The organism is Wenzhouxiangella sp. XN201, assembly GCF_011008905.1.
Lineage (GTDB): Bacteria > Pseudomonadota > Gammaproteobacteria > Xanthomonadales > Wenzhouxiangellaceae > Wenzhouxiangella.
Map to the genome: position 1 here is coordinate 347,506 of NZ_JAAIVI010000020.1, position 23,712 is coordinate 371,217.

18 protein-coding genes are annotated in these 23,712 nt (G+C 63.7%); 11 read left to right on the plus strand and 7 right to left on the minus strand.

Annotated elements, in window-relative coordinates; translation table 11 throughout:
• The first annotated feature begins 51 nt into the window (after positions 1 to 51).
• From G4Y73_RS11035 to G4Y73_RS11045, 3 genes are all read left to right on the plus strand, one after another.
• Positions 52 to 2,004: an alpha/beta fold hydrolase gene (locus G4Y73_RS11035; protein WP_164231695.1), complete on the plus strand. Its 1,953-nt coding sequence runs from the start codon at positions 52 to 54 to the stop codon at positions 2,002 to 2,004.
• 108 nt (positions 2,005 to 2,112) lie between these two features.
• Positions 2,113 to 3,009, plus strand: a complete 897-nt coding sequence (locus tag G4Y73_RS11040) for a cation diffusion facilitator family transporter (RefSeq protein ID WP_164231696.1) — start codon at positions 2,113 to 2,115, stop codon at positions 3,007 to 3,009.
• Positions 3,009 to 3,278, plus strand: coding sequence for a DksA/TraR family C4-type zinc finger protein (locus G4Y73_RS11045; protein ID WP_164231697.1), 270 nt, complete (start codon positions 3,009 to 3,011; stop codon positions 3,276 to 3,278). The genes G4Y73_RS11040 and G4Y73_RS11045 overlap by 1 nt, the downstream gene beginning before the upstream one ends.
• A 48-nt stretch (positions 3,279 to 3,326) precedes the next feature.
• On the opposite strand, the gene dctP is transcribed toward G4Y73_RS11045, so the two are convergent.
• Entirely contained in the window at positions 3,327 to 4,433 is a 1,107-nt protein-coding gene (gene dctP / locus G4Y73_RS11050) for a TRAP transporter substrate-binding protein DctP (RefSeq protein WP_164231698.1), read from the minus strand.
• A 184-nt stretch (positions 4,434 to 4,617) separates the two neighbouring features.
• Here dctP and G4Y73_RS11055 point away from each other — a divergent pair, with 184 nt between their 5' ends.
• Together G4Y73_RS11055 and G4Y73_RS11060 are read left to right on the plus strand one after the other, a co-directional pair.
• Positions 4,618 to 5,511, plus strand: a complete 894-nt coding sequence (locus G4Y73_RS11055; protein ID WP_164231699.1) for a TRAP transporter small permease subunit — start codon at positions 4,618 to 4,620, stop codon at positions 5,509 to 5,511.
• Positions 5,504 to 6,835, plus strand: coding sequence for a TRAP transporter large permease (locus G4Y73_RS11060; protein ID WP_205596602.1), 1,332 nt, complete (start codon positions 5,504 to 5,506; stop codon positions 6,833 to 6,835). Before G4Y73_RS11055 ends, G4Y73_RS11060 begins: the two co-directional genes overlap by 8 nt.
• Before the next feature lie 19 nt (positions 6,836 to 6,854).
• Here G4Y73_RS11060 and G4Y73_RS11065 read toward each other — a convergent pair whose 3' ends face one another.
• The 4 genes from G4Y73_RS11065 to G4Y73_RS11080 all read right to left on the minus strand — a co-directional run bounded on the left by G4Y73_RS11065 (position 6,855) and on the right by G4Y73_RS11080 (position 14,307).
• Positions 6,855 to 10,178: a UvrD-helicase domain-containing protein gene (locus tag G4Y73_RS11065; RefSeq protein WP_164231700.1), complete on the minus strand. Its 3,324-nt coding sequence runs from the start codon at positions 10,176 to 10,178 to the stop codon at positions 6,855 to 6,857.
• Entirely contained in the window at positions 10,171 to 12,789 is a 2,619-nt protein-coding gene (locus G4Y73_RS11070; RefSeq protein WP_164231701.1) for a PD-(D/E)XK nuclease family protein, read from the minus strand. The genes G4Y73_RS11065 and G4Y73_RS11070 overlap by 8 nt, the downstream gene beginning before the upstream one ends.
• Before the next feature lie 96 nt (positions 12,790 to 12,885).
• The gene (locus G4Y73_RS11075; protein ID WP_164231702.1) at positions 12,886 to 13,320 is read right to left on the minus strand and encodes a hypothetical protein; all 435 of its coding nucleotides are present in this window, start codon (positions 13,318 to 13,320) and stop codon (positions 12,886 to 12,888) included.
• A 117-nt stretch (positions 13,321 to 13,437) separates the two neighbouring features.
• Positions 13,438 to 14,307 carry a YegS/Rv2252/BmrU family lipid kinase gene (locus G4Y73_RS11080; protein ID WP_164231703.1) on the minus strand — a complete coding sequence of 290 codons (870 nt, stop codon included), beginning with the start codon at positions 14,305 to 14,307 and terminating at the stop codon, positions 13,438 to 13,440.
• 132 nt (positions 14,308 to 14,439) lie between these two features.
• Here G4Y73_RS11080 and G4Y73_RS11085 point away from each other — a divergent pair, with 132 nt between their 5' ends.
• From G4Y73_RS11085 to G4Y73_RS11105, 5 genes are all read left to right on the plus strand, one after another.
• Positions 14,440 to 14,865: an OsmC family protein gene (locus G4Y73_RS11085; RefSeq protein WP_164231704.1), complete on the plus strand. Its 426-nt coding sequence runs from the start codon at positions 14,440 to 14,442 to the stop codon at positions 14,863 to 14,865.
• Between the two features lie 482 nt (positions 14,866 to 15,347).
• Positions 15,348 to 15,860 (plus strand): ECF-type sigma factor, encoded by a 513-nt coding sequence (locus G4Y73_RS11090; RefSeq protein WP_164231705.1) that lies wholly within the window; start codon positions 15,348 to 15,350, stop codon positions 15,858 to 15,860.
• Positions 15,857 to 18,562 carry a protein kinase gene (locus G4Y73_RS11095; protein WP_164231706.1) on the plus strand — a complete coding sequence of 902 codons (2,706 nt, stop codon included), beginning with the start codon at positions 15,857 to 15,859 and terminating at the stop codon, positions 18,560 to 18,562. The genes G4Y73_RS11090 and G4Y73_RS11095 overlap by 4 nt, the downstream gene beginning before the upstream one ends.
• 81 nt (positions 18,563 to 18,643) lie before the next feature.
• Positions 18,644 to 19,549, plus strand: coding sequence for an MBL fold metallo-hydrolase (locus G4Y73_RS11100; protein ID WP_164231707.1), 906 nt, complete (start codon positions 18,644 to 18,646; stop codon positions 19,547 to 19,549).
• A gap of 53 nt (positions 19,550 to 19,602) precedes the next feature.
• The gene (locus G4Y73_RS11105; protein WP_164231708.1) at positions 19,603 to 20,607 is read left to right on the plus strand and encodes a hypothetical protein; all 1,005 of its coding nucleotides are present in this window, start codon (positions 19,603 to 19,605) and stop codon (positions 20,605 to 20,607) included.
• A 4-nt stretch (positions 20,608 to 20,611) separates the two neighbouring features.
• Here G4Y73_RS11105 and G4Y73_RS11110 read toward each other — a convergent pair whose 3' ends face one another.
• Entirely contained in the window at positions 20,612 to 21,292 is a 681-nt protein-coding gene (locus G4Y73_RS11110) for a hypothetical protein (protein ID WP_164231709.1), read from the minus strand.
• The gene (locus G4Y73_RS11115) at positions 21,289 to 22,539 is read right to left on the minus strand and encodes a serine hydrolase domain-containing protein (protein ID WP_164231710.1); all 1,251 of its coding nucleotides are present in this window, start codon (positions 22,537 to 22,539) and stop codon (positions 21,289 to 21,291) included. Before G4Y73_RS11115 ends, G4Y73_RS11110 begins: the two co-directional genes overlap by 4 nt.
• A 161-nt stretch (positions 22,540 to 22,700) precedes the next feature.
• Between G4Y73_RS11115 and G4Y73_RS11120 the strand changes: the two genes are divergently transcribed.
• Positions 22,701 to 23,624 (plus strand): phosphatase PAP2 family protein, encoded by a 924-nt coding sequence (locus G4Y73_RS11120; protein WP_164231711.1) that lies wholly within the window; start codon positions 22,701 to 22,703, stop codon positions 23,622 to 23,624.
• Positions 23,625 to 23,712: the final 88 nt, after the last annotated feature.

Here is a 23,712-nt window from a genome sequence, read left to right on the forward strand (position 1 = left end):
TCGCAGACGACCCGATACACTGACTTGATTCCCAACCTGACGAGAGATCCTATGCGACGCTTGTTCATCGTTTCGATTGTGTTCGTCTTGGCGGCGTCTGCGGCCAACGCCGAAGTCGACCGCCGCACCGCCAATTCCGGCAACGTCGTGCTTGAGGATGTGCCCGAGATTCCCGAGCGCATCAGTGAGGCGCTGACGCAGTACCAGAACACACGCTCGGCCGGTCTGATCGACTGGAGCGCGGACGGCGAGAGTATTTACATCTCCACGCGCTTTGCCGAGGTCAGCCAGATTCATCGCGTCGATCAGCCGGGCGGGACGCGACACCAACTGACCTGGTATGAGGAACCGGTCGGCGGTGCCGCCCGCCGCCCGGGCAGTGACCTCATGGCCTTCCTGATGGACGAGGGTGGTAGCGAGTTCGACCAGATCTATCTATTCGATCCGCGCGACGGCAGCCGCGAGATGATCAGCGACGGTTCCTCGCGCAACGGCGCCCTGGAATGGTCCGAAGACGGCCGCTACCTGGCCTTCCAGTCGACGCGCCGCAACGGCCGCTCGAACGATATCTGGATGTTCGACTTCGAGAACGACCGCGAGGCCGAGATTGTCCTCGAATCCCCGGATGGCAGCTGGTGGGGGCCGGTCGAGTTTTCCGACGACAACGGCAAGCTGCTGATCGTCCAGTACGTCAGCATCAACGACTCGCGCATCCATGTCCTGGACCTGGACTCGGGTGAACTGACGCGTATCGCCGGCAGCGAGGAAGAGCCCTCGCGTAACTTGCCCTTTGGCTTCGACGCCAGCAACAAAGGCGTGTATCTCAGCACCGATGCCGGGAGTGAATTCGCCCAGTTGGCATGGCGCCCGCTCGACCCCGATGGTGAGGCGCGCGTGATCACCGGCGACATTCCGTGGTCGGTGCAGGGCCTGGAACTCAATCATGCTGGCGACGCCGGCGTGTTTGCCACCAATGAGGACGGTATCAGCCGCGTTTACCGCTTCGACCCCGCTGACGAAAGCTACAGACGCATCGACTCTGTTCCCGAAGGACTGGTCTACGGCGCTTCGTTCAGCGAAGACGACCAGTCGCTGGCCCTGGTGGTCAACAATCCGCGCTCGCCCAGCGACGTCTACGTCATGGATTGGGAAAGTGCCGAGCTCACACGCTGGACTTATAGCGAAGTCGGCGGTCTCGATACCGAGCAATTCGTCATGCCGGAATTGGTCCACTATCCGACCTTTGACGAAGTGGACGGCGAGCCACGCGAGATCCCGGCCTTTGTCTACCGTCCGGCGGGCGAGGGGCCGCATCCGGTCATTATCCAGATCCACGGCGGGCCGGAGGGCCAGTCGCGCCCCGGCTTCTCCAGCACCTACCAGCTGTGGATCGACCATCTCGGCGCGGCCGTTATCCGGCCTAACGTGCGTGGTTCGTCCGGTTACGGCAAGAGCTACCTGAGGCTCGACAATGGACTGCTGCGCGAGGACTCGGTCAAGGACATCGGCGCGCTGCTCGACTGGATCGAGGCCCAGCCCGACCTCGATGCCGACCGCGTGGCCGTCTACGGCGGCAGCTACGGCGGCTACATGGTGCTCGCCAGCGCCGTGCACTACAGCGACCGGCTCAAGGCCGCCGTCGATATCGTTGGCATCAGCAACTTCGTGACCTTCCTGGAGAACACCCAGGACTATCGTCGTGATCTGCGGCGCGTCGAATACGGCGATGAGCGCGACTCGGAAATGCGGGCTCACCTGCAGGCCATCAGCCCGCTCAATAACGTCGAGAAGATCGACGTGCCGATGTTCGTTGTCCAGGGCGAGAATGATCCACGCGTGCCGGTCAGCGAGGCCGAGCAGATCGTCGCCGCCTTGCGCGAGCAGGGCAGCCCGGTCTGGTACATGAACGCGCTCAATGAAGGTCACGGCTACCGCCGCAAGGAAAACCGCGACCTCTACAGCGAGGCCGTGGTTCTGTTTCTCGAAAACTTCCTGCTGGACTGACCGGTCGATTGCGGTAATTTTCATTCTGATCTGAAACGCCCCGCTACGGCGGGGCTTTTTCGTGGTCGAAATGTTATTACAGGACCGTAATGCGGTAGATTCTCGATCATGGGCTCGCATAACCACCATCACGCACCTTCCAGTGGAAACGCGCTGCTGGCCGCCCTGTGCCTGACGCTGGCCTTCGCAGTCGTCGAGTTCGTCGCCGGCCTGTGGGCCAACTCCCTGGCCCTGGTGGCCGATGCCGGCCATATGCTGACCGATTCCTCGGCCCTGGGCCTGGCCGCCTTCGCCGCCTGGATGGCGGTACGCCCGGCCAGCAATCGGCGCACCTGGGGTTATGGTCGAGCCGAAGTGCTGGCCGCGCTGATCAACGGTGCGGTGATGCTCGCCCTGGTGGGTTCCATTGCCTGGCATGCCTTCGAGCGTTTTCAGGACCCACGTGAAATCAGCGGCGGCACGGTTCTGGCCGTGGCCCTGGTCGGGCTGGTGGTCAACCTGCTTGTGTTCTTCGTGCTCAGCCGCGGCCGCAGCAATCTCAACCTGCGTGGCGCTTTGTTGCACGTACTCGGCGACTTGCTGGGGTCGGTCGCGGCCCTGGTCTCCGGCATCGTCATCCTGGCCACCGGCTGGGCACCGATCGATCCGATCCTGTCACTGCTGATCTGTGCACTGATCCTCGTGGCTGCTGTGCGCCTGCTCATGGAGGGTGCGCACGTGGTCATGGAAGGGGTGCCGCAGGGCCTGGATCTCGAGAAAGTCTGTTCGACCATGACTGCAGTGTCAGGCGTCGAGGAAATTCACGACCTGCATGTCTGGCAGGTCTCCAGCGATCGCGTCGCGCTTTCGGCGCATGTGGTGGTCGCCGACCTGGGAGACTGGCCGTCTACGCTGGCGGCCCTCAATCGCAGATTGCTGGAGGTGCACGAGATCGATCATCCCACCTTGCAGCCGGAGCTCGCCCAGGCCGGAAACTGCGATCACCAGCCCGAGGCCTGTCGCTGATGGCCGGGGGCTGGGCAAGGGACGATGCGGTGCAAGACCAGATTGACAGCACCGTGGAGGATGGGCTGGCGCGTGTGCGCGACCGAATTCCCAAGGGGGAGAGCCGGCAGGACTGTGCGGAGTGCGGCGAGCCGATTCCCGAAGCGCGCCGCAAGGCACTGCCCGGCGTTCAGCTATGCCTGTCTTGCCAGGAAGAACTCGACGAAGCCGAAAAGAAAAGCTTCAGCGGCTACAACCGGCGTGGCAGCAAGGACAGCCAGTTGCGTTAAGGCGCTCGGCCCGATGCGCAGGCCGGGATATTCAGAATCTCGCTTCGATCAGCTTTCGTCCTCGTCTTCGCCTTCCATTTCGGCTTCGGCTTGCCCGATGCGTTTGAGCAGGGTGTCGAGGATTTCCTGTCCGGTCTCCCCGGTCTGCTCGATATAGGTGTCGCGAACACCCATGCTGGCCTCGCGGAAGGCCTCGCGCTCTTCGTCGGTCAGTTCGACCCATTCGGTGCCGCCCTGGTCGAGGATGATCTGACGGCGTTCCTCGTTGAACTGGATTTGTTCCTCGTCGATCCAGTCGACCAGTTCGTCGCGCACCTCGAGCACCATCGTTTGCTGTTGCTCCGACAGCGAATCGAACCACTGCCGGCTGGCCGCCAGGGTCGAGATGAACTGGGCGTGTCGGCCGGAGGTGAGGTAGTCCTGCTCCTCGTAGAAGCTCATTTCCTCGATCGCGAAGATCGGGTTGACCTGGCCGTCGATCTGGCCAAGCTGCAGGCCACTGTAGACTTCGGAGTAGGGCATCGGCGTCGGGTTTGCACCGTACGCCCGGTACGACTCGACCAGGATCGGCGAGGTCATGGTGCGAATGCGGAAATCCTCGAAGTCGTCCAGCGTGCGTAGCGGCTTGTTGCCGCTCCAGACCATCCAGCCCTCGGGGACGATGTCGAGCAGCTGCAGGTCCTGATCGTTGTACAGGGGCTGAAACAGCGTGTAGATGGCATCGTCCGACAGCACTTCCCGGTTGACCTCGTTGTGTTCTGACAGCACGAAGTGCAGTGTAAACACGCCCACCTCCGGAATCAGGTCGGCCAGGTGGCCGGGCGAGGCGAAAGTCAGTTCGATACCGCCGCCCTGGGCCATCTCGGTCAGCTGAGACGAGGTGCCCAGCGCGCCGTAGGGGTAGATCTCGATCTCGATCGCCCCGTCGCTGCGTTCCTCGATGCGGCGCTTGAACTCCCGGGCGTAGGCGTCCTGCACGCTGCCTTCGACTTCCTCCAGCGCGAACCGCCAGGTCGCCGTTTCTTCGGCTTGCGCCTGGTCTTCCTCGCCGCCGTTGGTCTGCTCTCCTGGCGTCTGTCCGGAGTCACCGCAGGCGCTCAGCAGCAGCGCGAACAACAGGATCATTCCGATACGGGCAGTGCGTGCTCGGTTCATGTCTTGCCTCCAACAATGAGACTTGCATTCAACATAACATGCTCCCTGCCGGCCGGCCGGACGAAGCCCGGGAAACGAATCGTGCGGTGTGTAGAATGGATGCAAGTTCAGGGACGAGAGGCAAGCCGAACGTGCACCCGGGGACTGTTACAGGGCTGTGTCGGCCAGATACGGGCAAAAGCCAATGAACGATTCCAGGCCAGGTTCGCGAAGCGGCTGGCGACAGGCTGTCCGGCGTCCGTTCAACTGGTTCGACAAGGGGTTGGACTGGTTCGAGCGGTTTGTGCTGGTCACTGGCATTTCAGCCATGGCCATCGTCAGCGTGGTCAACGTGATTTCGCGCAACACCGTGGGTTCGAGCCTGCAGTTTGCCGCCGACGTGACGCAACTTTTGCTGGTCGTCGTGACCTTCATGGGCATCGGCATCGGGGCACGCAACGCTCGCCATATCCGCGTTTCCGCGATTCACGACTTGCTCCCCGCGTCGGCGCAGAAAGTCTTGCTGACCCTTGTCGGCTTTGGCACCTCGGTGCTGCTTTTCCTTTTCGCCAGCTATGGCTGGGCCTATGCGCAGTCGGCGCAGCGCAGTTGCCGCGTGCTGCCCGAGGCATTCGGCGCGACGCCGCTTTGGCTCGGACTGGCCCTTACGCTGATTGCCATGGTCCTTAGCGGTCATCTCATACGGCTCGTGGCCGAGGTCGGTGGCCGTTTGCTCGGCGCCATGTCCAACAGGCGCCGCCACATCGTATTGTTTGTGACGATTGCCGCCGGGTTGGCTCTCGGGGCACTTCTGTTCGGCCTGTTCATCGAACTGGTCGAAAATCGCAGCGGCCGCTGTCGGGTGACCTCGTCGACCGGCTTTCCGGTCTATCTGATCTACATGGTCGTGCCGCTGGGCTTCTTCCTCGGCGGCGTGCAGTTCTTCCTGGCCGGCCTGCGCAACGTCGTCAGTCGCGACAACTATTTGTCCTGGTACCACCGTGACGAGTATGAAAGCGAGGAGCAGGCAGTCGGGCAGACTTCCCTGGGCCGGATTCCTGGCGAAAACGACGACAAGCGAGAGGGCGCCGATGGCTGAGTTCTTCGACCTGCTGGGACTGGCCGCACTGAGCGACGCCCAGGTGGCGCTGGTGGCCGCCGCCGTCATGGTGGTGCTGTTGCTGCTGGGCTTTCCCATGATGGTGCCGCTGACCGTTGGTGCCATGGTGCTGCTGTTTTCCAAGTTCTCGATGCTCGAGCCGGGGATGCTGGTTCAGCAAATGATCGGCGGGGTCGAGCAGAGCGTCCTGGTGGCCGTGCCGATGTTCATCCTGGCCGCCGATATCATGATCAAGGGACACACCGCCGAGCGTCTGCTCGACCTGGTCAGTCGATTCGTCGGCCATGTTCGTGGTGGGTTGGCGGTGACCACGGCGGTGTCGTGCACGCTGTTCGGTGCCGTGTCGGGCTCCACGCAGGCCACCGTGGTCGCCATGGGCAAGCCGTTGCGGCCAAAACTGCTCGAAGCCGGCTACACCGATCGCTTCTCCATGGCGCTGATCATCAACGCCAGCGACATCGCGCTGCTGATTCCGCCCTCGATCGGCATGATCATCTATGGCGTGGCGTCGGGCACTTCGGTGGGTGACTTGTTCATCGCCGGTATCGGGCCGGGCCTGATGATTCTGGCGCTGTTCGCCGTCTACTGCTATGTCATTTCGGTGTGGAAGAAGGTTCCGCCGCGCAAGGCGGCCACCTGGCCGGAGCGCTGGCTGGCCCTGCGTCGGGCGGGTCTGGCTTTTGGTTTTCCGGTGATCATCATCGGCGGCATCTACTCGGGCTATTTCAGTCCGACCGAGGCGGCATCGATGTCGGTCGCCTATGCACTGCTGCTCGAAATGGTCGTTTACCGCGAAGTCAAGTTCTCGGATCTGCCGGGGATCGCGCTATCGACCGGCATGATCACGGCGGTGGTCTTCATTCTGGTTGCCGCCGGCATGGCATTCTCCTGGATCGTGTCCTTTGCCCAGATTCCCGATCTGCTGCTCGGTGATGTGGTTGCCAATGCCGCCGACAATCCGTTGATGGTGCTCGCGCTCGTCGCGGTCGCCTACTTCGTCGGTTGCATGTTCGTCGACCCGATCGTCGTCATCCTGATCCTGACTCCGATCTTCGCGCCGGCGATCCAGTCGGCCGGGCTTGATCCAGTGCATGTCGGCACCATCGTCGTATTGCAGGCGGCCATCGGCTCGGCCACACCGCCGTTCGGCTGCGATATCTTCACGGCGGTGGCCATCTTTCGGCGGCCCTACCTCGATGTCATTGCCGGTACACCGCCGTTCGTGGCCATCCTGTTGTTGTCGACGGTGCTACTGATCCTGTTCCCGCAGATTGCACTCTTCCTGCCGGAGCTGATGCGCTAGGAGAGTTTTCAGCGATCTCCTAGCAAGATTCGATCAGCCGGTCGTGCCGGGGCAGGTAGAGTGCGGCCCGGATGTCGGTTTCACCGAGTTGTTCGAACAGGCGTCGATACAGTCCCAGTTGCACTTGGTAGCGCGCGGCCTCATCAGCCAGGAAGTCGTCGAGCGCGCCGCCGGCGTGATAGCCGGACTTGTAGTCGATGATCCAGCGCGTGCCGTGCTCGTCGATGAAGGTGCGGTCGATGACGGCGTTGACCAGTTCACCGTCGATTACGCCGGTCAGCGGCAGCTCGCAGGCGGCCTCGCGATGCCGCCCGCTGAGAATCCAGCGCCCGGTGTCACTTTCGATGGTCTGATCGAAGGCCTCGCGGATGGGTGCCACTGCAGTTTCGAGATCAGGGTTGCCGGTGCCCATGGCCCTCAGCAGGCCGGGGATGCGATCCCGCAGCGCCTGCTGCCGGTTCTTGTCGAAGTGCTCGATGCCGACCTGCCCGACCCGTTCTAGCAGGCGGTGCAACACCGTGCCGATGCGCCGGGCCTGCACGCCGGCCCAGTTGAACTCGATCTCGACTTCGCGCTCTCTTGGCGGCAGGGCCGGGCGCCAGTTCAGGCGCTCGCCGATTGGTGGCTGCCAGTTGGCACTCACCCGGCGCAGGGACTGGTCGGGGCGCGCGTCGGCACTCGGCGCCGAGCTGCCTGCATCGGGTGCCTGTTCGAGGGCGTGCAGAAAGTCCCCGCCGCAGGTCGGCCACAGATCCGCCAGCAGACTGCCCGAGGAAGGATTGATCTCGTCGCGTTCGGGATCGAGTGTTGCCGAAAGCACGAGCTGTTCACGCGCCCGGGTTGCCGCCACATACAGCAGGCGCTGGTGCTCGAATGCTTCGCGTTCTTTCTGCTCGGTGCGAATCAGCTTGATCAGGTCGCTGTTGTCGTCTTGCTCGGCCGAACGCAGCGGGGCCAGCAGCACACGCTCTTCTCCGGCTTCGGGCGTGAACGGCAGCCAGTAGAGCATCTCCCGGTTGTTGCCGCCGGTGCCGCGGTCGAGACCGGGCAGCACCACCAGGTCCCACTCCAAGCCCTTGGCGCCGTGCATGGTCAGGATCTCGAGTTTGATGTCGTCGCTGGGCGGATCGCCCTCGGTGTAGCGCTCTTCGAGCAGCTCCATGAAGGCATTCCAGTCGGCGAGCAGATCCTGTTCCTCGGCGGTGGCGATCGCACCGAGACAGGCTTCGGCATCGCGTCTTTCCGATTCGGGCCTGGCCAGCACCTGCGGGCCGCCCAGTCGCGTCCAGGCGCCCTCGACCAGGTCGCGCATCGAGCGCTTGCGCCACAGTTCCCGCGCATGAGCCAGTGCCTCGAACACCCGCGCGGCGCGATGGCGGCCGTCTTTGGAAAGCCGCTCGAGGGCATTCTCGTCATTCAGTGATCGGCCGTCGCCGGCCAGGGCGTGCAGGTCGGCCAGCGTCAGCCCGCAGGCCGGTGAGCGCAGCACGGCCAGCACGGCGGTGGTATCGGCCGGATTGATGATGGCCCGCGTGATCGCCAGCAAGTCCTGGACCACCGGCCGGGTCAGCAGGGGGTCGAGCTTGACCGCACGATAGCCGATATCGTGGCGCTCCAGCGCCGGCAGGATGTCGGCCAGGTGCGAGCGTGCCCGCACGATGATCGCGGCGGAAAAGTCCGAGTCGTCGCGATGCTTGTCGATTGCCCGGGCAACCGTCTGCGCCACGGCTTCCGCTTCCGAGCCACGGTCGGGCCGGGCCAGAATTTCGACGCTTCCGCCCGCATCGCGACCCGGCTCGGAAGTCGCGTAGCTCACCGCGCCGGCGGAAATGTCCTCGACCTCGGGAAAGACCGGACCCAGCCGTTCGTTGACCCATCCGACGACTTCGGCGCGCGAGCGAAAGTTGCGCGTCAGGCGGCAGGATTCGACCGCCTGTGCGCCGATGCCGTGCTCGCGCGTGCGCATGAACAGCCCGACCTCGGCCTCGCGGAAACGGTAGATCGACTGCATTGGATCGCCGACCAGGAACAGGCTGCGTTGCTCGCCGGGCTGCCAGCCGCCGACCAGTTTCTCCAGCAGGTGGAACTGGCCCCAGTTGGTGTCCTGGTACTCGTCGACCAGGATGTGGCGGATACGCCGGTCGAGGTAGAGAGCCAGGTCGGTGTAACCCGTTTCTTCATCGCCCAGTCCGCGCAGGGCGGCCGCACCGATGCCGGCAAAGTCGGTCTGGCCGGTTTCGGCGAACACCAATTCCAGCTCGGCGGCGGTGGCCTCGAGTACCCGGATCATCGCGGCGAGCACGTCCCATTCCTCGTCGCCGTAGCGCGGCTCGGGCAGACTGCGCGCACGATCGATCCAGCCGGCCAGTTCAGCGTTTCCACGCAGCGCATCGAGCATCGCCACGATGCGGTCCTTGTGCTCGCTCTTCGCCGGAAAGCCCTGGTTCTTGTTGGGTGCGGCCCGCCAGCCGCCCCCGTTGGTCAGCAGGGCAAAACCCAGCGCGCGCCAGGCCGGCAGATCGGTCGGGTCGGTCCCGGGCAGGTGGGTGAGATCGGCGCTTTCGTCAAAGGGCGAGGGCCTGTCTTCGGCCTGCAGGCTGGCGACAGCCTGGCGCAGGACTTCGAGCAGAGCCTCGGGATCGACGCGCGCTTCGGTCAGGCCGGCCTGAAGCGCCTGCCGCGCTGTATCGAGCTGGTCGGAAACCACCTCCTGCAGCGTTCGCTCGAAGACCGCGCGTTCGGGACGGCCGCTCATGCCCAGGGCGCGCAGCCACTGCTCGCGCTTGCCCAGCAGGGCCACCAGCAGATCCTCGATGTCCTGGCTGCGGTGGTCGCGCCACAGCAGCAGGCACTTGACGTCCTCGGCCAGTTCGTCGCGGCCGTCGGCGCGCGTGAGAACGCGGCGCGCGGCCTCGCGGTACAGGGCGCGAGCGTTCTCGGCGGGCGCGGGCACCGGGCCGAGCTGGCTGGCCACCGGCATGGTCCGCGCCAGATAGTGATTGAAGCTGTCGATCGTGCGGATCAACAGCCGCTGGGGATTGTCGAGCAGGCCCCATCCGGCGACCTTGCCGGCCACGGCTTGCGCTTTGGCGAGCGCGGCTTCCTCGTGCGGGCCGTCCGCCTGGTAGCCGGGTTCCAGAAACTGCAGGATACGCTCGCGCATCTCGGCGGCCGCCTTGCGCGTGAAGGTGATCGCCAGGATTTCCTCGGGCACCTCGACCACGCCGAGCAGGCCCAGGTAGCGCTCGACCAGCAGGGTGGTCTTGCCCGATCCGGCCGGTGCCTGGACGATCACCGAGCGCTGCGGCTCGACCGCGAGCCTGCGTTGCCTGTCGTCACTCATCGTCAGCCTCCGGCAGGATCACGCGTTCGTTGATACGGCAAAGCGCGTGCAAGTGGCAGTACTTGCAGACCTGGTTGTCGCGTGGTTCGACCTGCGAATGACCGGCCAGGAAGTCCGCGGCCAGATCATCCAGGTGCCCACGCCAGTCGGCGACCAGTGATGGCCAGGACTCGACCTCACTGAACTTCGAGCGGCCCTTGATCTCGCCGATGACCTGCACGCCGTCAATCCCGGCGTCAACCTCGGCCAGGCCGTCGAAGCCCATGTTGTCGGGACGAAGTCTTGCGAACGCGATGGCGACGGGACGGGGCTGAAGACTTGTCGCATAGGCGGGCAGCTGCACGTCGGCCAGGTGTGTCTCCGGCGCCCAGCCGTTCTTGCCGGACGCCCCCGTCTTGTAATCGATCACGACTGAACCGCCGCCTTCCAGTTCGTCGATGCGGTCGATCTTGCCGCTCAGGTGGAGCCGGTCGAAGGCCAGATCGATCTTTGTCTCCCGTGCCGTGACGGAAAACGGCGCTCGATCGCGCTCGATCGCCAGCCATCCTGATAGCGCGCGTTCGAGGCACCGGGCCTCGATGGTCAGCCCGGCCTCGGTCAGGGCCAGCGGGCTGCGCCGGGCGAAATCTTCCAGCGCCGCATCGCGGGCAGCGGCAATACGCTCGCCCAGGGCTGTCTCGTCGAGTGATTCGAGCGCATCGCGGCCGTCGAGCTCGGACCAGAAATGCTCCAGCGCCTTGTGCACCAGGCTGCCGCGGTCGCGTGCGTCGAGACCGGGTCGGGGCGGCGTCAGGTCGCCGGCGCCCAGGCGCGTCTCGGCGAAGGCCTTGAACGGACAATCGGACTGGCGCTGCAGCACCGATGTTCCGCCTCGGACCTCGCCGCCGGGATGCTCGGGCGCGAACGTGTCCTCGGGCAGGGTCTCGATTTCGGCCGGCCTCGGGGGTTCCAGTGCGTCGGCTTCCCCGACCGGGCAGTCGGCCAGCAGCGGCGTGAGATGACGTTGCTCGTCGTCACTGCCGCGGCTGAAGCTGCCGGTCACAGCGGGTGCCGCCCTTGTCAGGCCGTCGAGCTCGCTGCGGGCGCGCTCCAGGGCGCCATCGGCGCTGGCGGCCGGGACATCGGCTTGCAGGCTGGCGGGGATGAACGGATCACGCCGTGTCGGCGACGGCCAGGTCTGGTGGTCCAGGCCGGTGATCCGGATTGCGTCGAAACGAGAACCGAGCGCTTCCTCAACGCCCAGGATTTCGACCGGGGCGCCGGGGTTTCGCTCGCGAAACGCCGCCGTTGCGGCGCGCTCGTTCAGGCGGCGCACGGCCTCGGGTCGGGAGATCGGTCGCTCGATCACCAGGTCAAGTGCGCTGAAATCCTCGAGCAGGTCGTGAAAGCGTTGCAGGACCTGAAACTCGCGGCTATCGAGGCCGCGACCGCGGCCGAAGCCCATGGCTTCGAGCTCCGTCTGGAAGTGCGCCACCCATTGCGATGGCAAGCTCTTGTCGCGGTGCTCGCGCCGAAGCAGCTCCCATTCGGTCAGCCTGCCGGAAAGCTGCTTCGCACCGCTTTCGCCAAGTTGCCAGGCGAGCTGCCCGGCGTGCAGCCAGTAGGGGCGGTAGCGGATGACGGCAGCCAGTGCGCTGGCGCGGGCCAGGGACTCGACCTCCCAGCCGCTGAGGAATGGGGATCGCAGCAGGGTGCCGACCTGCGGCTGGCTGATGCGGTGCGGGTCGATCCTGAGCAAGGACAGGGCGTCGGCCACCAGTGGCCAGCGTGCCAGGGTCGGGCCCAGCGAGATGTGCCAAGGCTCGTTGCGATCGGCATCCAGCGCGAAACCTGGCGGGTCGAACACCTGGCGGAAAACCCGCTCTACCGTACCCAGCCGATCACGCAGGCCGGGCACGACGACGGCGATGCTCTGGTCGGGTTGTGCTTCCAGAAGGCCACGAGCCCAGCGTGCGGCGTCGATCAGTTCGTCCGTGTCTTCGGTGTGAGCGGTCACCGTTTCAATTACACCCGCGCCCTCGCGCGCGGGGCCCGGCTCAATGCGTGTTCCGGCTGCTTCGGCGGCCTCGAGGATGGTGCGCTGCAGCGGCGTCATCGCCAGCTCGAAGCCGGACAGACGAATGGTTTCCGGTAGCGCAATCTCGCCGGCCCGGATCAGGTCGGGAAGCCGAGCGGCAAAGCCCCACTCGTCGATCAGTCCGCGCTGTTCGCACAGTTCGAGGAAGCGTCCGGACCAGTCGCGGAAATGCCGGCTGTCCTCGCTGAGAATCAGATCGGACCAGTCGGCAGGATCATCGATGCAGTACTCGTGAACAAGGCGCCAGCTGGCGGCCACCATCTCGGCCACCCGGGGTTCGCCGATGAACACGTCACGGTCGATCACCGACTGCCACAAAACCAGGGCCTGGGAGGCGCTGATCGGGACCTGCGGGGCTGCGGCGGTCAGAAACCAGTCGTCGCGCAGTCGGCCGATCCAGCTCGGAAAGGCCAACACTTCCGGCGATTGCCAGGCTTGCTCGCCCGCGGCCTGCCGCGCCATCGCCTGGCGCCGCTTCTCGGACCGCGCCAGGCGCGCGGTAGGGGTGAGGATGAAAGTCCGTTCGCCAGCCATGAGCGAACATTATGCCGAAGATTTTCTCAGAACCCGAGAATGGTTGGGGCGGCGACACCGCCGGGTGGGCTGTGCCGCATGGACGGCTGAACGCGTTCAGTCCTTCTGCAGTATTTCGATCATTCGGCGGCCGGCGGCGTGGGCTTCCTTCACCGCGTCGTCGTTGATTCCTGCGTCGTGCAGAGCCTCGAGGCGATCGAGAAGCTCAGCTTCCCGGTCGGCCAGGGCGCGCTGAAGGTATGAATGGCGTTCGTGATCAAGCCACTCTCGGAAGCGATCAGCCAGGCGTGCGAGATCCTCGCGATCGACGTTGATGTCGTGCGGCAGCATGCCTCTGTCACGGATGCGGGCTTCCAGGGTGTCGCAAAGGGTGCGCAGCGCCTCGTGCCGAACTTTCAGGCGATCCCTGAGTTCGCCGCCATCGAGCAGTTCATCACAGGCATGGTTGTAGCGCTGGGACAACGCGCAGGCGTGAGCATGGGCGTCTAAAAGGGCGGCCTGTTCATCGCTGTAGACGATCGGTTCGTTCATGACCTTCGGCTCCATGCTTGCTCGACGATGGTGCTGCCATGCAGTCTATCCGCCCCGGCCCGGTCCGTACAGTTGCTCGACCCGCAGAGCATGATGGTGTCATGACGCAAAGTGGTTTCAGCGCGGCGCGTAGATCGACAGGCACGAGGGAATGACGCGGCATTTGACCGGTGTTCTGGTCAGAATCTCGCCGTCGGCCGTGACGTCCATCGGGGTGCCGGTTTCGATGCTGATCTCGCTGCAGCGCCAGTGCACAAGAGTATCGGACGGGCGCGTGACCCCGGTGCGAAATCGGTGCGCATTGCCCAGCAGGCTCAAATGACTTTGTTTCGGCACCAGTAGTACATCCAGCCGGCCGTCGTCGAGCTTGGCATCGTCGGCGATGGTCATGCCGCCACCATAGTGAATGCCGTTTGCAATGGTGATCTGCATATACTCACCTTCATCCGAGCGTTCTTCGCTTTCGATGCGGGCGTGGAAGACGTGCTTGCGCTGAAGAACCTCCACGATTCCCTTGAGATAGGCCAACACGCCGAGCTGCGCCTTGGACTCAGGGTCCATCTCGCGCGTCATCTGCGGGCCCATGCCGATGCCGATGGCGTTGATGAAGCTCACGTCGTTGGCGCGGCCTGCGTCGAGTCGGCACAGGTGTCCGGCCAGGATGACATCGACGGCGCCATCGACTTTGCCGGGGATGCCGAGCGATCGTGCCAGATCATTGGCGGTGCCCAAGGGCAGAATGCCGACGGGGATGTCGACGTCCAGCAGAGCGTCGAGGGCGAGGTTGATCGTGCCATCGCCGCCGCCGAGCACAATACGGTCGAATTCGCGTGCGCGCTCGCGAATGGCATCCGGCAGCTCCTGCGGTTTGTCCGGCCTGATCACTTCAACGCGACCGCCGTCTTGCAGCCTCTCCGCCGCCTGATCGATATCGCCGTCGCCGGAACGGCTGCCGGGATTGGTGAGCAACAGGGTCGATCCACTCATGGGTGAAAGCATACGCCCAACCCGGGTATCGAGCCTACAGTGCCGGCGTCGCTCGAATCTTAGCGTTGCGCTACCGTTCACAGGCGTGGAGCGTACAATTGGTCCTGACTTCAGCAAACCAGGAGCGATGACATGAGCGTAAGAAAAGCCAATGCCCACTGGCAGGGTGACCTCAAATCAGGCAAGGGCCGCATGGCGTTCGGTAGCGGTGCCTGGGAAGGTCAGTATTCCTTCAGTTCGCGTTTCGAGGAAGGCACCGGCTCCAATCCCGAAGAGCTGATCGCCGCCGCGCACGCCGGCTGTTTCTCGATGGCGCTGTCGAACATCCTGGCCGAGGCCGGTCACACACCCGACTCGGTCGAGACTGAGGCCAGTGTGCATCTCGAAGTGGGTGACGACGGGCCGGGAATCACCAGGATCGAACTGGTGACCGAGGCCGTGGTGCCGGGCATCGATGACGACGAGTTCCAGAAGCATGCCGAAGCGGCCAAGCAGGGTTGCCCGGTATCGAAGGTGCTGGCTGCCGCCGAGATCTCGCTCAAGGCCACGCTCAAGTAAGCATGATAAAGAGCACCGGGAGCGCTGCCAGCTCCCGGTGCCTGTTGAATCCTCGAACCGATCGGCGAAAATGAGGTCGCCGCGCTTGATGGCTGCCAGGGCGTCGAAACCGGCGCGCTGCCAGCTCGGATGCTCATTCAGTTCAACCGCCGTTGGAACGAATTCCCCACGTATCGGGGTTGTACTCCACGACTTCGTCGTCCCTGATGTGTGACGCCGTAGACAGCCCTCGCCGAGAAGGGGGCCGGCAGGCACAAGGCCGGCATTGGAAATCATTTATTAATCCGTCATGTCCTTTTTTATCAATGGGTTGGGCGATTCCGGTCCCGAATCGGGAGCGGTTTCAGTGGTTCTAGTGACTCTGGTTTGATTTCCGTGCCAAAACCGCAGAGAATCCTTCCAAGACGCGCCTCGGGCGCCTTCGAGTAATCACGGGTCAGGGAGTCGCAATGACGGAGGTCGAGCGGGATACTCGGGGGGAATTGTCCAGAGCTTCCGCTCGGGACGAGTACTTCGTCCAGGTTTATCGCCAGTTGCGCCAGGCGGCCCGGAATGCGCGTTCGGTGAACCCCCAGCAAACCATGAACACCACCGCCCTGGTGCACGAGGCCTGGCTCAAGCTTGAGCAGTCCGATGCACCGGCCAACAATCGCATGCATTACCTCAAGACCGCTGCACTGGCAATGCGGCAGTTGCTGGTCGACTATGCGCGCTATCGCGGTGCGGAGAAGCGAGACCGCGCGATGGAACTACCTCTGTTCGAGGAGTTATTGCCGAGCGTCAACAATGATTCGGGTGATGACCTGCTCGCCCTCGAGAAGGCGCTGGAGCGGCTGGAGCGGCTCGATCCCCACGCGGCGGAGCTGGTCGTTCTGCGCTTTTTCGGCGGCGCGACGCTCGAAGAAGCGGCCGAGATGATGGTCACCTCCCGCCGTAGTGCCGCACGTTACTGGGCGCGTGCCCGGGCCTACCTGCGCACGCAATTGGCGCCGTGACCCCTGATCGCCAGGTCTGGTCGCAGGCCGCGGCCCTGTTCGATGAGCTGGCCACGCGCCCTTCGAGCGAGCGCGAACACATCATGGCCGGTCGCGATGTCCCCGATTCCGTGCGCCGGTGGCTGAACGAATTGCTCGAGGCTCACGACGCCGACCGCTCGCTCATCATTGATCGCAGAATCGACGATCTTGCCCGTGGATTGAGCGGCGCACCGGGCGGCCCCGCCCCGGAAGAGCTTGTCGGTCAGCAGTTCGGACCCTGGCGGGCACGCGAGCACGTGGGGCGGGGCGGCATGGGTCTGGTGCTCGAAGGCGAGCGCGCCGACGGCCGTTTCGAGATGCGGGTGGCTATCAAGGTGCTCGATCCGGATGCCATTGATGCGGATGCCCAGTCCGTCATCGAGCAGGAAGTGCGCACCCTGGCGCAACTCGAGCATCCCGGAATCGCACGGCTCGTCGACGGCGGTGTGCGCGAGGACGGGGTGGGCTGGCTGACCATGGAATTCGTGGACGGACTCGCCCTGGATGCCTGGTGCGATCGTCATGAACCATCGCGGAATGAGCGGATCGCGTTGTTCCGGCAGGTGGCCGACGCAGTGTCCTATTGTCATCGCGCGCTGGTGGCTCACGGCGATATCAAGCCCGGCAATATCCTGGTCGACGACAACGGGCGGGTGAGGCTCCTGGATTTCGGCATTGCCGCGCGCCTGGCTGACTCGACTTCTTCCTCAACTGCGGTTGAGCCGATGCGCTGGTGTTCTCCCGGCTACGCTTCTCCCGAACGTCTGGCCGGTCGAGCGCCGTCGATCAGCGACGATGTCTTCGCCCTGGGCGCCTTACTCTTCAGGCTGATTGCCGGACATGGCATTCGCTCGGCGCCAGAACAAACTCGCCTGATCAGCGGCGGGTTTACCGAGTCGAATGGAGATGTCGGAGTGCGCGCCTTTACCAGCGACGATGCCGATCTCGATGCCATCATCGGGCAGGCCCTGACCGCCAAACCGGAGAACCGTTACCGCAGTGTCGAAGCCTTGCTCGATGACCTGGATCGCTGGTCCGATGGTTTCCCGGTGGCCGCGCGTAAGGGTGGCAGTGTCTATCGCTTCAGACGTTGGTTCGGTCGCCATCGCAGCCTCGCTACGGCAGGCGTTCTCGCTGTCGTGGCCCTGCTGGCGGGGACAGCAGTGGCGTTCTGGCAGGCGGACCGCGCGCGCCTTGCCGCAGATCGGGCCGAGCGTAATGCCCAAGCGGCCGAGGCATCACAGGCGCGGGCGGAAGCCACCAATCGCTTCCTGCTCGATTTGTTCGAAGCCGAGATTCCTGACCTGCCGCCGGACGAAATGCCCACCACTCGTCAGATCGTCGAGCAGGGTATCGAGCAAGCGCGCGATCCGGTAACCGGTCCGCCCGAGGTACGAGCGGATTTGATGCTGACGCTCGCCGGGATCCTGCTCTCGCGCAAGCAGCTCGATCAGGCTGATGTCCTTATCGAGGAAGCGCATAGCCTGGTTGACACCGAAGCTCATCAAGCTCTGGCGATTCGGCTGGCGATGTTGGACGTGGACCGGACGCGTCTCCGGAATGAATTCAATGCCATGGAATCGGCGCTCGAGCACGCCATTGCGATGCTTGATCGACACAATCCGCAAGCGATCGAGCGTCTGGAGATGCAGCGCGATCTCGGTCGACTTCACATGCGGCGAGAACAGCACGAGCGTGCCGCCGAAATCCTCGAGGACGTCCAGCGCTCGGCTCGCTCAAGGGCAGACACTGACGATCTGCAGCTGCGTCTGGCCGGTGACCTGGCGGTGGTGGCCGGGCGTTCCGGTCAGTTCGAACGGGCCATTTCACAATTCGAGGAAGTGCTGCGCCTCAAGCGCACCGATGAACAGGTGAGTCCATTGTCACTGGCTACCACGCTCGTGAACCTGGCCGGCCTGCACGCCCAGATCGGCCAGTATCGGCTGGCCGAGTTCCGTCACAATGAAGTGCTGGACTTGCTCGAACCATTCGGCGACTTGCCCCAGGGCACGCGTGCTACCAGCCTGTTGGGCCTGGCCGATATCCGGCGATGGCAAGGGCGGTTCGAGGAAGCCGAACGGTTGATCGAACGCAGCGCCGAGGAGTGGCGTCGCCTGCTCGATCTCGATACGGTCGAGGAAGATTTCTTCATCCATTATTACCGTGCAGAGCTCTATGGCGATGCCCATCGATATCAACAAGCCGCTGAGAGCATTGAAGTGGCTATCGAGCGGATGAGCATGGGCCAGGAAGCTCCACCGGGCCGTATCGCCGAGGCGCAGGCCGATTTGGCACGCTACCGCTGCGAGATCGGTCAACCGACGCAGGCTGAGCCATTACTCGATAACGCTCGCTCGGCGCTGGTGTCGGAGAGCTCGCGGGCGCTGGCCGAAGCCGAGGCAGCCTGTGCCATGGCCGGGCTGACGGATGTCGAGGCCTCGATTATTCCTGACTCCTTGATCGAACAGGCGCGCCTGGAACCTGGAGACGTCTCCGTGATCGCCCGGCTGGAAATCCGGCGTGCCGAGCAGTTGCTGTCCATGTCCGAGGCGGAAGGTGCCCGCGAACTGGTCGAGATTGCTGCCGTCCGTTTGCAGGCCAGTGACGTAGTCGCAGGGCATCCGCTCCTGGCCAGGGCAGAAAGGCTCGAGCAAAGACTGGACGAGCAGCCCGGCGGGTGAAGCGGCTTCGGCCAAAAAGGCCCGGGTAACGTGGAATTGGTAGGATGAAACGCTCAGAGTCCTGAGCAGGGAGAGAATCTCATGCTGCATCGAATCACTGGAATCGCCCTCTTCGCGGGGTTGTTGCTCGCTTCCGGGTTGCTGTCTGCACAATCCATGGAAGATGTCGAGATCGGCGTCGAGACGGTCGCCGAGGGTGTCTATATGCTCACCGGCCGCGGTGGCAACATCGGCCTGGTGGTGTCCGAAGACGGGGCCTTCCTGATTGATGATCAGTACGCGCCGTTGACCGACAAGATTCTGGCGGCGGTTCGTTCCGTCACCGACCAGCCGGTGAAGTTCGTGCTCAATACGCACTGGCATGGTGACCACACCGGGGGCAACGAAAACCTGGCTGCAAAGGGCACCTTGGTAGTTGCCCACGATAACGTGCGCGAACGCATGTCGAGCGAGCAGGTGAGTGAGTTCTTCGGCCGCACCACGCCGGCATCTGCCGATGGGGCCCTGCCGGTGGTGACCTTTAATGACGCAATCTCTTTTTACCTGGGTGACCACGAGATTCGCAGCTTCCATTTGCCGCATGCGCATACCGATGGCGATTCGGTGGTACACCTGCCCGAGGCCAATGTCATCCATGCCGGTGACGTGGTTTTCTACGGCTTGTATCCCTTTGTCGATGTCGACTCTGGCGGGAGCCTTGATGGCGTGATTGCAGGTGTGGAGCGTATCGCCGAACTGGCCGACGAAAACACTGCCATCATTCCAGGGCACGGGCCGCTCATCGACCGTGAGCAACTGCTCGGCTATCATGAGATGCTGAAGATCGTTCACGAACGGCTCGGCGATGCGATCGAGCAGGGCATGTCCCTGGAGGAGATCCAGGCCGCAGGCATTACCTCGGAATTCGACGAGCAGTGGGGTGGTGGCTTTATCCCGCCCGATCGCTGGCTCGAACTGCTCCATCGCGGTGCGACCGAAACCCATTGAGCTGCCGGCGCAACCGTGAGAGCGCAACTTCTGCCTATTGACGGGAGGACGTCATGAAAAATGTATCGACATTAAGGGCATTGATTCTCGCGACACTGATATTCAGCCTGGCCGGATGCGGTGCGGACACTTCGCAGGAACAGGAAGAGCCGGGAAAACCAGACGCGTCTGAGACGCCGTCGAATGCGGCTGAGGACGACGTTGAAGCAGGTGCCGAAGCCGCACCGGATGCACCAGAAGAGCGTGTGATCGACGTTATTGCGCGGGACTTCTCCATCGAGGCGCCCGAGCAGATGGATACTGGCTGGTACACCATGCGCCTCGATAACCAGGGCCAGCAGACCCATTTCGTGATCATGTACCGCCTCGCCGAAGGCAGGACCATCGAAGACCAGCGCCGCGAAGTGGTGCCGGCATTCGACGCTGTAATGGCGGGTATTCGCAATGGCGAGATTGAAAAAGCCGATATCGGCAACTTCCTGGTTGAGAACATCCCCGAATGGGGCTTGCAGATGACCTATATCGGCGGCGCAGGTCTGGTGGCGCCTGGCAAGACGACCCAGTCCAGCTTCCGGGTACCGGAAGCGGGCACTTACCTGATGGAGTGCTACGTCAAGTCGACCGACGGTACCTGGCACACTTCGATGGGCATGCTGACCCAGGTCGAGGTGACCGATCAGGAAGACGAGGGTGTCGAACCCGAGTCCGACTTTACGATTGCCATCTCGAATGACGGGATCGAGGCACCCGAGACCTTGCCTGCCGGCCGGCAGACGATTCGGGTCGATATCAACGACCGCCCCGAGACGTTCATGCCCTATGACGTCAACCTGGCGCGGCTCGGGGAGGACTCGGATCTTGAAGAGATTGTTTTCTGGATGGACTGGTCGAACGTCGGCGGCCTGCGCGCGCCCGCACCGGTGGAATTCCTCGGCGGCGTGGAGCACATGGAAGCCGGCAATCACGGTTACCTGACCGTCGACCTGTCCCCCGGGCGTTACCTGTGGATTTCGGAAATCAACGCCGGCGAGATGCACAAAGTATTTACGGTCGAGTAAGCGATCACTCGCTCAGCGTGCCGAACCAGATGAAATGACGTGCGCCCTTGCCAGCCCGGTGAGGGCGCACGACGCGTTCGTCGACCTGGAAGCCAGCCTGCTTCATACGCTTGACGAACAGGCGGTCGGGTCCGGCCGACCAGATCGACAGAACGCCGCCGGGCCGCAATGAGCGGGCGATGGCGGCCAGTCCGGCGGTCGAGTAGAGCCAGTCGTTCTCGCGCCGGATCAGTGCCTCGGGCCCGTTATCGACGTCGAGCAGGATCGCGTCGAAGCCGCTTTCGGGCTTGCGGATCACGTCACTGACGTCGCCCACGTAGACGGTGGTGCGTGGGTCGGCCAGGGGATGACCGGCCGGTTCGCCCATCAGGTCACGGTTCCAGTCGACCACTTCCGGTACCAGCTCGGCCACGACCACTTCGGCGTCGGGTCCGGTTGCTTTCAGGGCCGAGGCCAGCGTGAAGCCCATGCCCAGGCCGCCAATAAGCAATCGCGGATTCGAGACATTCTTGATCCGCTCGCAGGTCAGCTCCGCCAGCGCCTTTTCAGACCCGTTGACCCGGCTGTTCATCAACTCGCCCCGACCGGGGATGGTGATCGAGAACTTCACCTCGTGCTGGTAGAGCAGCATCTGCTTGTTGGTGTCCGGGATTGTGGCGGTGCCGAGCAGGACGGAAGGTTTCATGGCCCTTCGGCGATGTCGGTTCGCCCGGAAATAGCAGCAATCGGCGTGGCGGAATTGCCAGGGCGGGGTTCGGCGCCTGGTCGCTCATCCCGGGCGATGAGCGACGGTTCGGCCAGTGTCTGCTTCCAGAAATGCGCGGTCATGGCGTTGAGTGCGGAGGTTTCGGCGTTCAAAAGGACTGCAATACCGGTACGACGGTCGCGTGAGTAGCCCACCTGGGCGACGAAGCCGCGGACCCAGCCACTGTGCATGACGATATCTTCATCGCCGACGGTGTAAATCCGCCAGCCCAGGCCGTAGTGGGCATCGGTCAGCAGGCCGCGCCAGCTCTTCTGGCGCATGTCACGGGCCGTGCGCAGGCGTTTTCGCGTCAGCTCGCCGACCAGTTCAGGGGCAATGATGTCGGGACGATGCCCCATTTGGGCGATCAACCACTGGCCCAGGTCGAGGGCGCTGGCATTGATCCCGGCTGCAGGTGCAACCCGGTAGTAGTTCTCGTTGACGTCCGTCGGCGCCCAGCGCCAGCGATTGACTTTGACGTGCGGCGTTGCGCGGTTCTGGTCCGACAGATAACCGGCCAGGCCGACCGAAGCTTGCTGCATCTCCAGGGGTTCGAACAGGCGCTCTTCCAGCAACTCGGCGTAGTCGCGCCCGGTGCTGGCCTTGATCGCTGGCTCGAGCAGGGAGAACAGCACGTTCTGGTAGGAGTAGCACTCACCGGGTGGGCACATCGGCTCGACCTGGCCAAACTGAGGCAGGATCTGATCAAGCGTGCGCCCGGCGTTAAGCAGGTTGTCGTAGGCGTTGGGCACGATGCCGGCGGACTGGCCGAGCAGGTGTTCGATGGTCAGCCGCTGCGCATGATCGGGCCGGGCCAGGGTGAATTGCGGCACGAAACGCCGGACCGGGTCGTTCCAGCGCAGCGTGCCCTCGGACACAAGTTGGCCGGTGAGCTGGGCCGCGAAAGTCTTGGACACCGAGGCGATGCGGAAGACGGATTCGGGTGTTACCGGTCGAGTGCCGCCGCTGCTGAGCACGCCGAATCCGGTCGCGTGCACGATATGCCCGTCGCGCACGACGGCCCAGGCTGCACCCGGCACAGCCGCCGATTCCAGAATCTGGCCGAATTCGCGATCAAGCTTTGCCCATTCATTGCTGCCCGACGCCTGCTGCGCGGCCAGGGCCGGCAAGGCGGTCATCAGCAATAGCGCCATCAAAGGGTGGAGCAGGCGGAGCATCAGCAGCATTCACAATGAAGATCAAACCGCGATTATACGGCCTCGGCCGTCAATCCCGATCCGAATTGGATGGAAACGTCCAATCTTGGCCCTTGTGACCTCCCGGGACCAATTGGCTGCGAACCTACGCATTCGTGCGGGCGCCGGGGTATATTCAAACCGAGAAAAACATGGCGAAGGCGCCCGGTTTGGAAACCAACCTGATCTTTCTGGCCACGCTGGTCGTCGCCCTGATCCTCGTCCGCTGGCTGGCCTGGTTGTCGCTCAAAAGCACCAATCATTTGATTGCCAAAGCCAGTTCAGTGGCCACAACGGGGCGGCCGGGTGAGCTTTTCCGCTCGACACGCGCCAACCTGGGTAAGATGTTTCCGCGCACCATGGCTTTGATCGAAGCACGCCTGACTCCGAGAAAATTCACTGGTCTGGCGCTTACGCTGATGGTGCTGGCTGCCGTCTACATCGCTGCCCTGCTCGGCGGCCTGATCGATGAACTGCGCGAGGCCGAGGAGCTGGTCAGGATGGATGAGGGTATCAACGATGCCCTTGCCGTCTTCCGCACCGACGAAATTGTGCATGTCTTTGCCTTCATCACCGAATGGGCCAATGCTTCAGCCGTTGTGGCTGTGGCGGCCGTCACCACCGGCCTGCTGCTGGCGCTTCGTCATGGACACCTCGTGATGCCGCTGTGGGTGGTGGTGCTTGGCTCGCAGATGACGACTTACGCGGGCAAATATGGCTTTGGTCGCGAGCGACCGGAGTTCCTGACCGAAATCATAGCCGTTACGCCCTCGTTTCCCAGCGGCCACGCTACCAGCGCCATTGCCGTCTACGGCTTCATCGCCTATGTGCTCTCAAGAGAGGCAGTCACGGTCCGGCGGCGCTTCGAGATCGTGTTCTGGTCGGCGGTGCTGATCGTGCTCATCGGTTTCAGCCGCATGCTGCTGAGCCTGCACTACACCAGCGACGTGGTTGCCGGGTTCCTCGTAGGCGGGTTCTGGCTGCTGGTCGGGTTTGCCCTCGCCGAGTTGATTCGGTCCAGGCGCAGCGCGCCAGGTCATCCAGATGGCTCCAATTCACGCAATCAGGGACCCTGACTCCATTTCTGGTCAGCGGCCTCATCAATGGGGCCCGGTCTATACTGGCTGCCGGAGTCGAGAGCGATCTATCGTGACAACACGAAGA

Bases quoted from the DNA above. Each gene is read 5' to 3' on its own strand.
- G4Y73_RS11115 (WP_164231710.1), bottom strand. From the start codon at position 22,539: ATGCTGCTGATGCTCCGCCTGCTCCACCCTTTGATGGCGCTATTGCTG.
- G4Y73_RS11105 (WP_164231708.1), top strand. From the start codon at position 19,603: ATGAAAAATGTATCGACATTAAGGGCATTGATTCTCGCGACACTGATA.
- G4Y73_RS11075 (WP_164231702.1), bottom strand. From the start codon at position 13,320: ATGAACGAACCGATCGTCTACAGCGATGAACAGGCCGCCCTTTTAGAC.
- G4Y73_RS11065 (WP_164231700.1), bottom strand. From the start codon at position 10,178: ATGAGTGACGACAGGCAACGCAGGCTCGCGGTCGAGCCGCAGCGCTCG.
- dctP (WP_164231698.1), bottom strand. From the start codon at position 4,433: ATGAACCGAGCACGCACTGCCCGTATCGGAATGATCCTGTTGTTCGCG.
- G4Y73_RS11120 (WP_164231711.1), top strand. From the start codon at position 22,701: ATGGCGAAGGCGCCCGGTTTGGAAACCAACCTGATCTTTCTGGCCACG.
- G4Y73_RS11035 (WP_164231695.1), top strand. From the start codon at position 52: ATGCGACGCTTGTTCATCGTTTCGATTGTGTTCGTCTTGGCGGCGTCT.
- G4Y73_RS11070 (WP_164231701.1), bottom strand. From the start codon at position 12,789: ATGGCTGGCGAACGGACTTTCATCCTCACCCCTACCGCGCGCCTGGCG.
- G4Y73_RS11110 (WP_164231709.1), bottom strand. From the start codon at position 21,292: ATGAAACCTTCCGTCCTGCTCGGCACCGCCACAATCCCGGACACCAAC.
- G4Y73_RS11055 (WP_164231699.1), top strand. From the start codon at position 4,618: ATGAACGATTCCAGGCCAGGTTCGCGAAGCGGCTGGCGACAGGCTGTC.
- G4Y73_RS11045 (WP_164231697.1), top strand. From the start codon at position 3,009: ATGGCCGGGGGCTGGGCAAGGGACGATGCGGTGCAAGACCAGATTGAC.
- G4Y73_RS11060 (WP_205596602.1), top strand. From the start codon at position 5,504: ATGGCTGAGTTCTTCGACCTGCTGGGACTGGCCGCACTGAGCGACGCC.
- G4Y73_RS11040 (WP_164231696.1), top strand. From the start codon at position 2,113: ATGGGCTCGCATAACCACCATCACGCACCTTCCAGTGGAAACGCGCTG.
- G4Y73_RS11085 (WP_164231704.1), top strand. From the start codon at position 14,440: ATGAGCGTAAGAAAAGCCAATGCCCACTGGCAGGGTGACCTCAAATCA.
- G4Y73_RS11100 (WP_164231707.1), top strand. From the start codon at position 18,644: ATGCTGCATCGAATCACTGGAATCGCCCTCTTCGCGGGGTTGTTGCTC.
- G4Y73_RS11080 (WP_164231703.1), bottom strand. From the start codon at position 14,307: ATGAGTGGATCGACCCTGTTGCTCACCAATCCCGGCAGCCGTTCCGGC.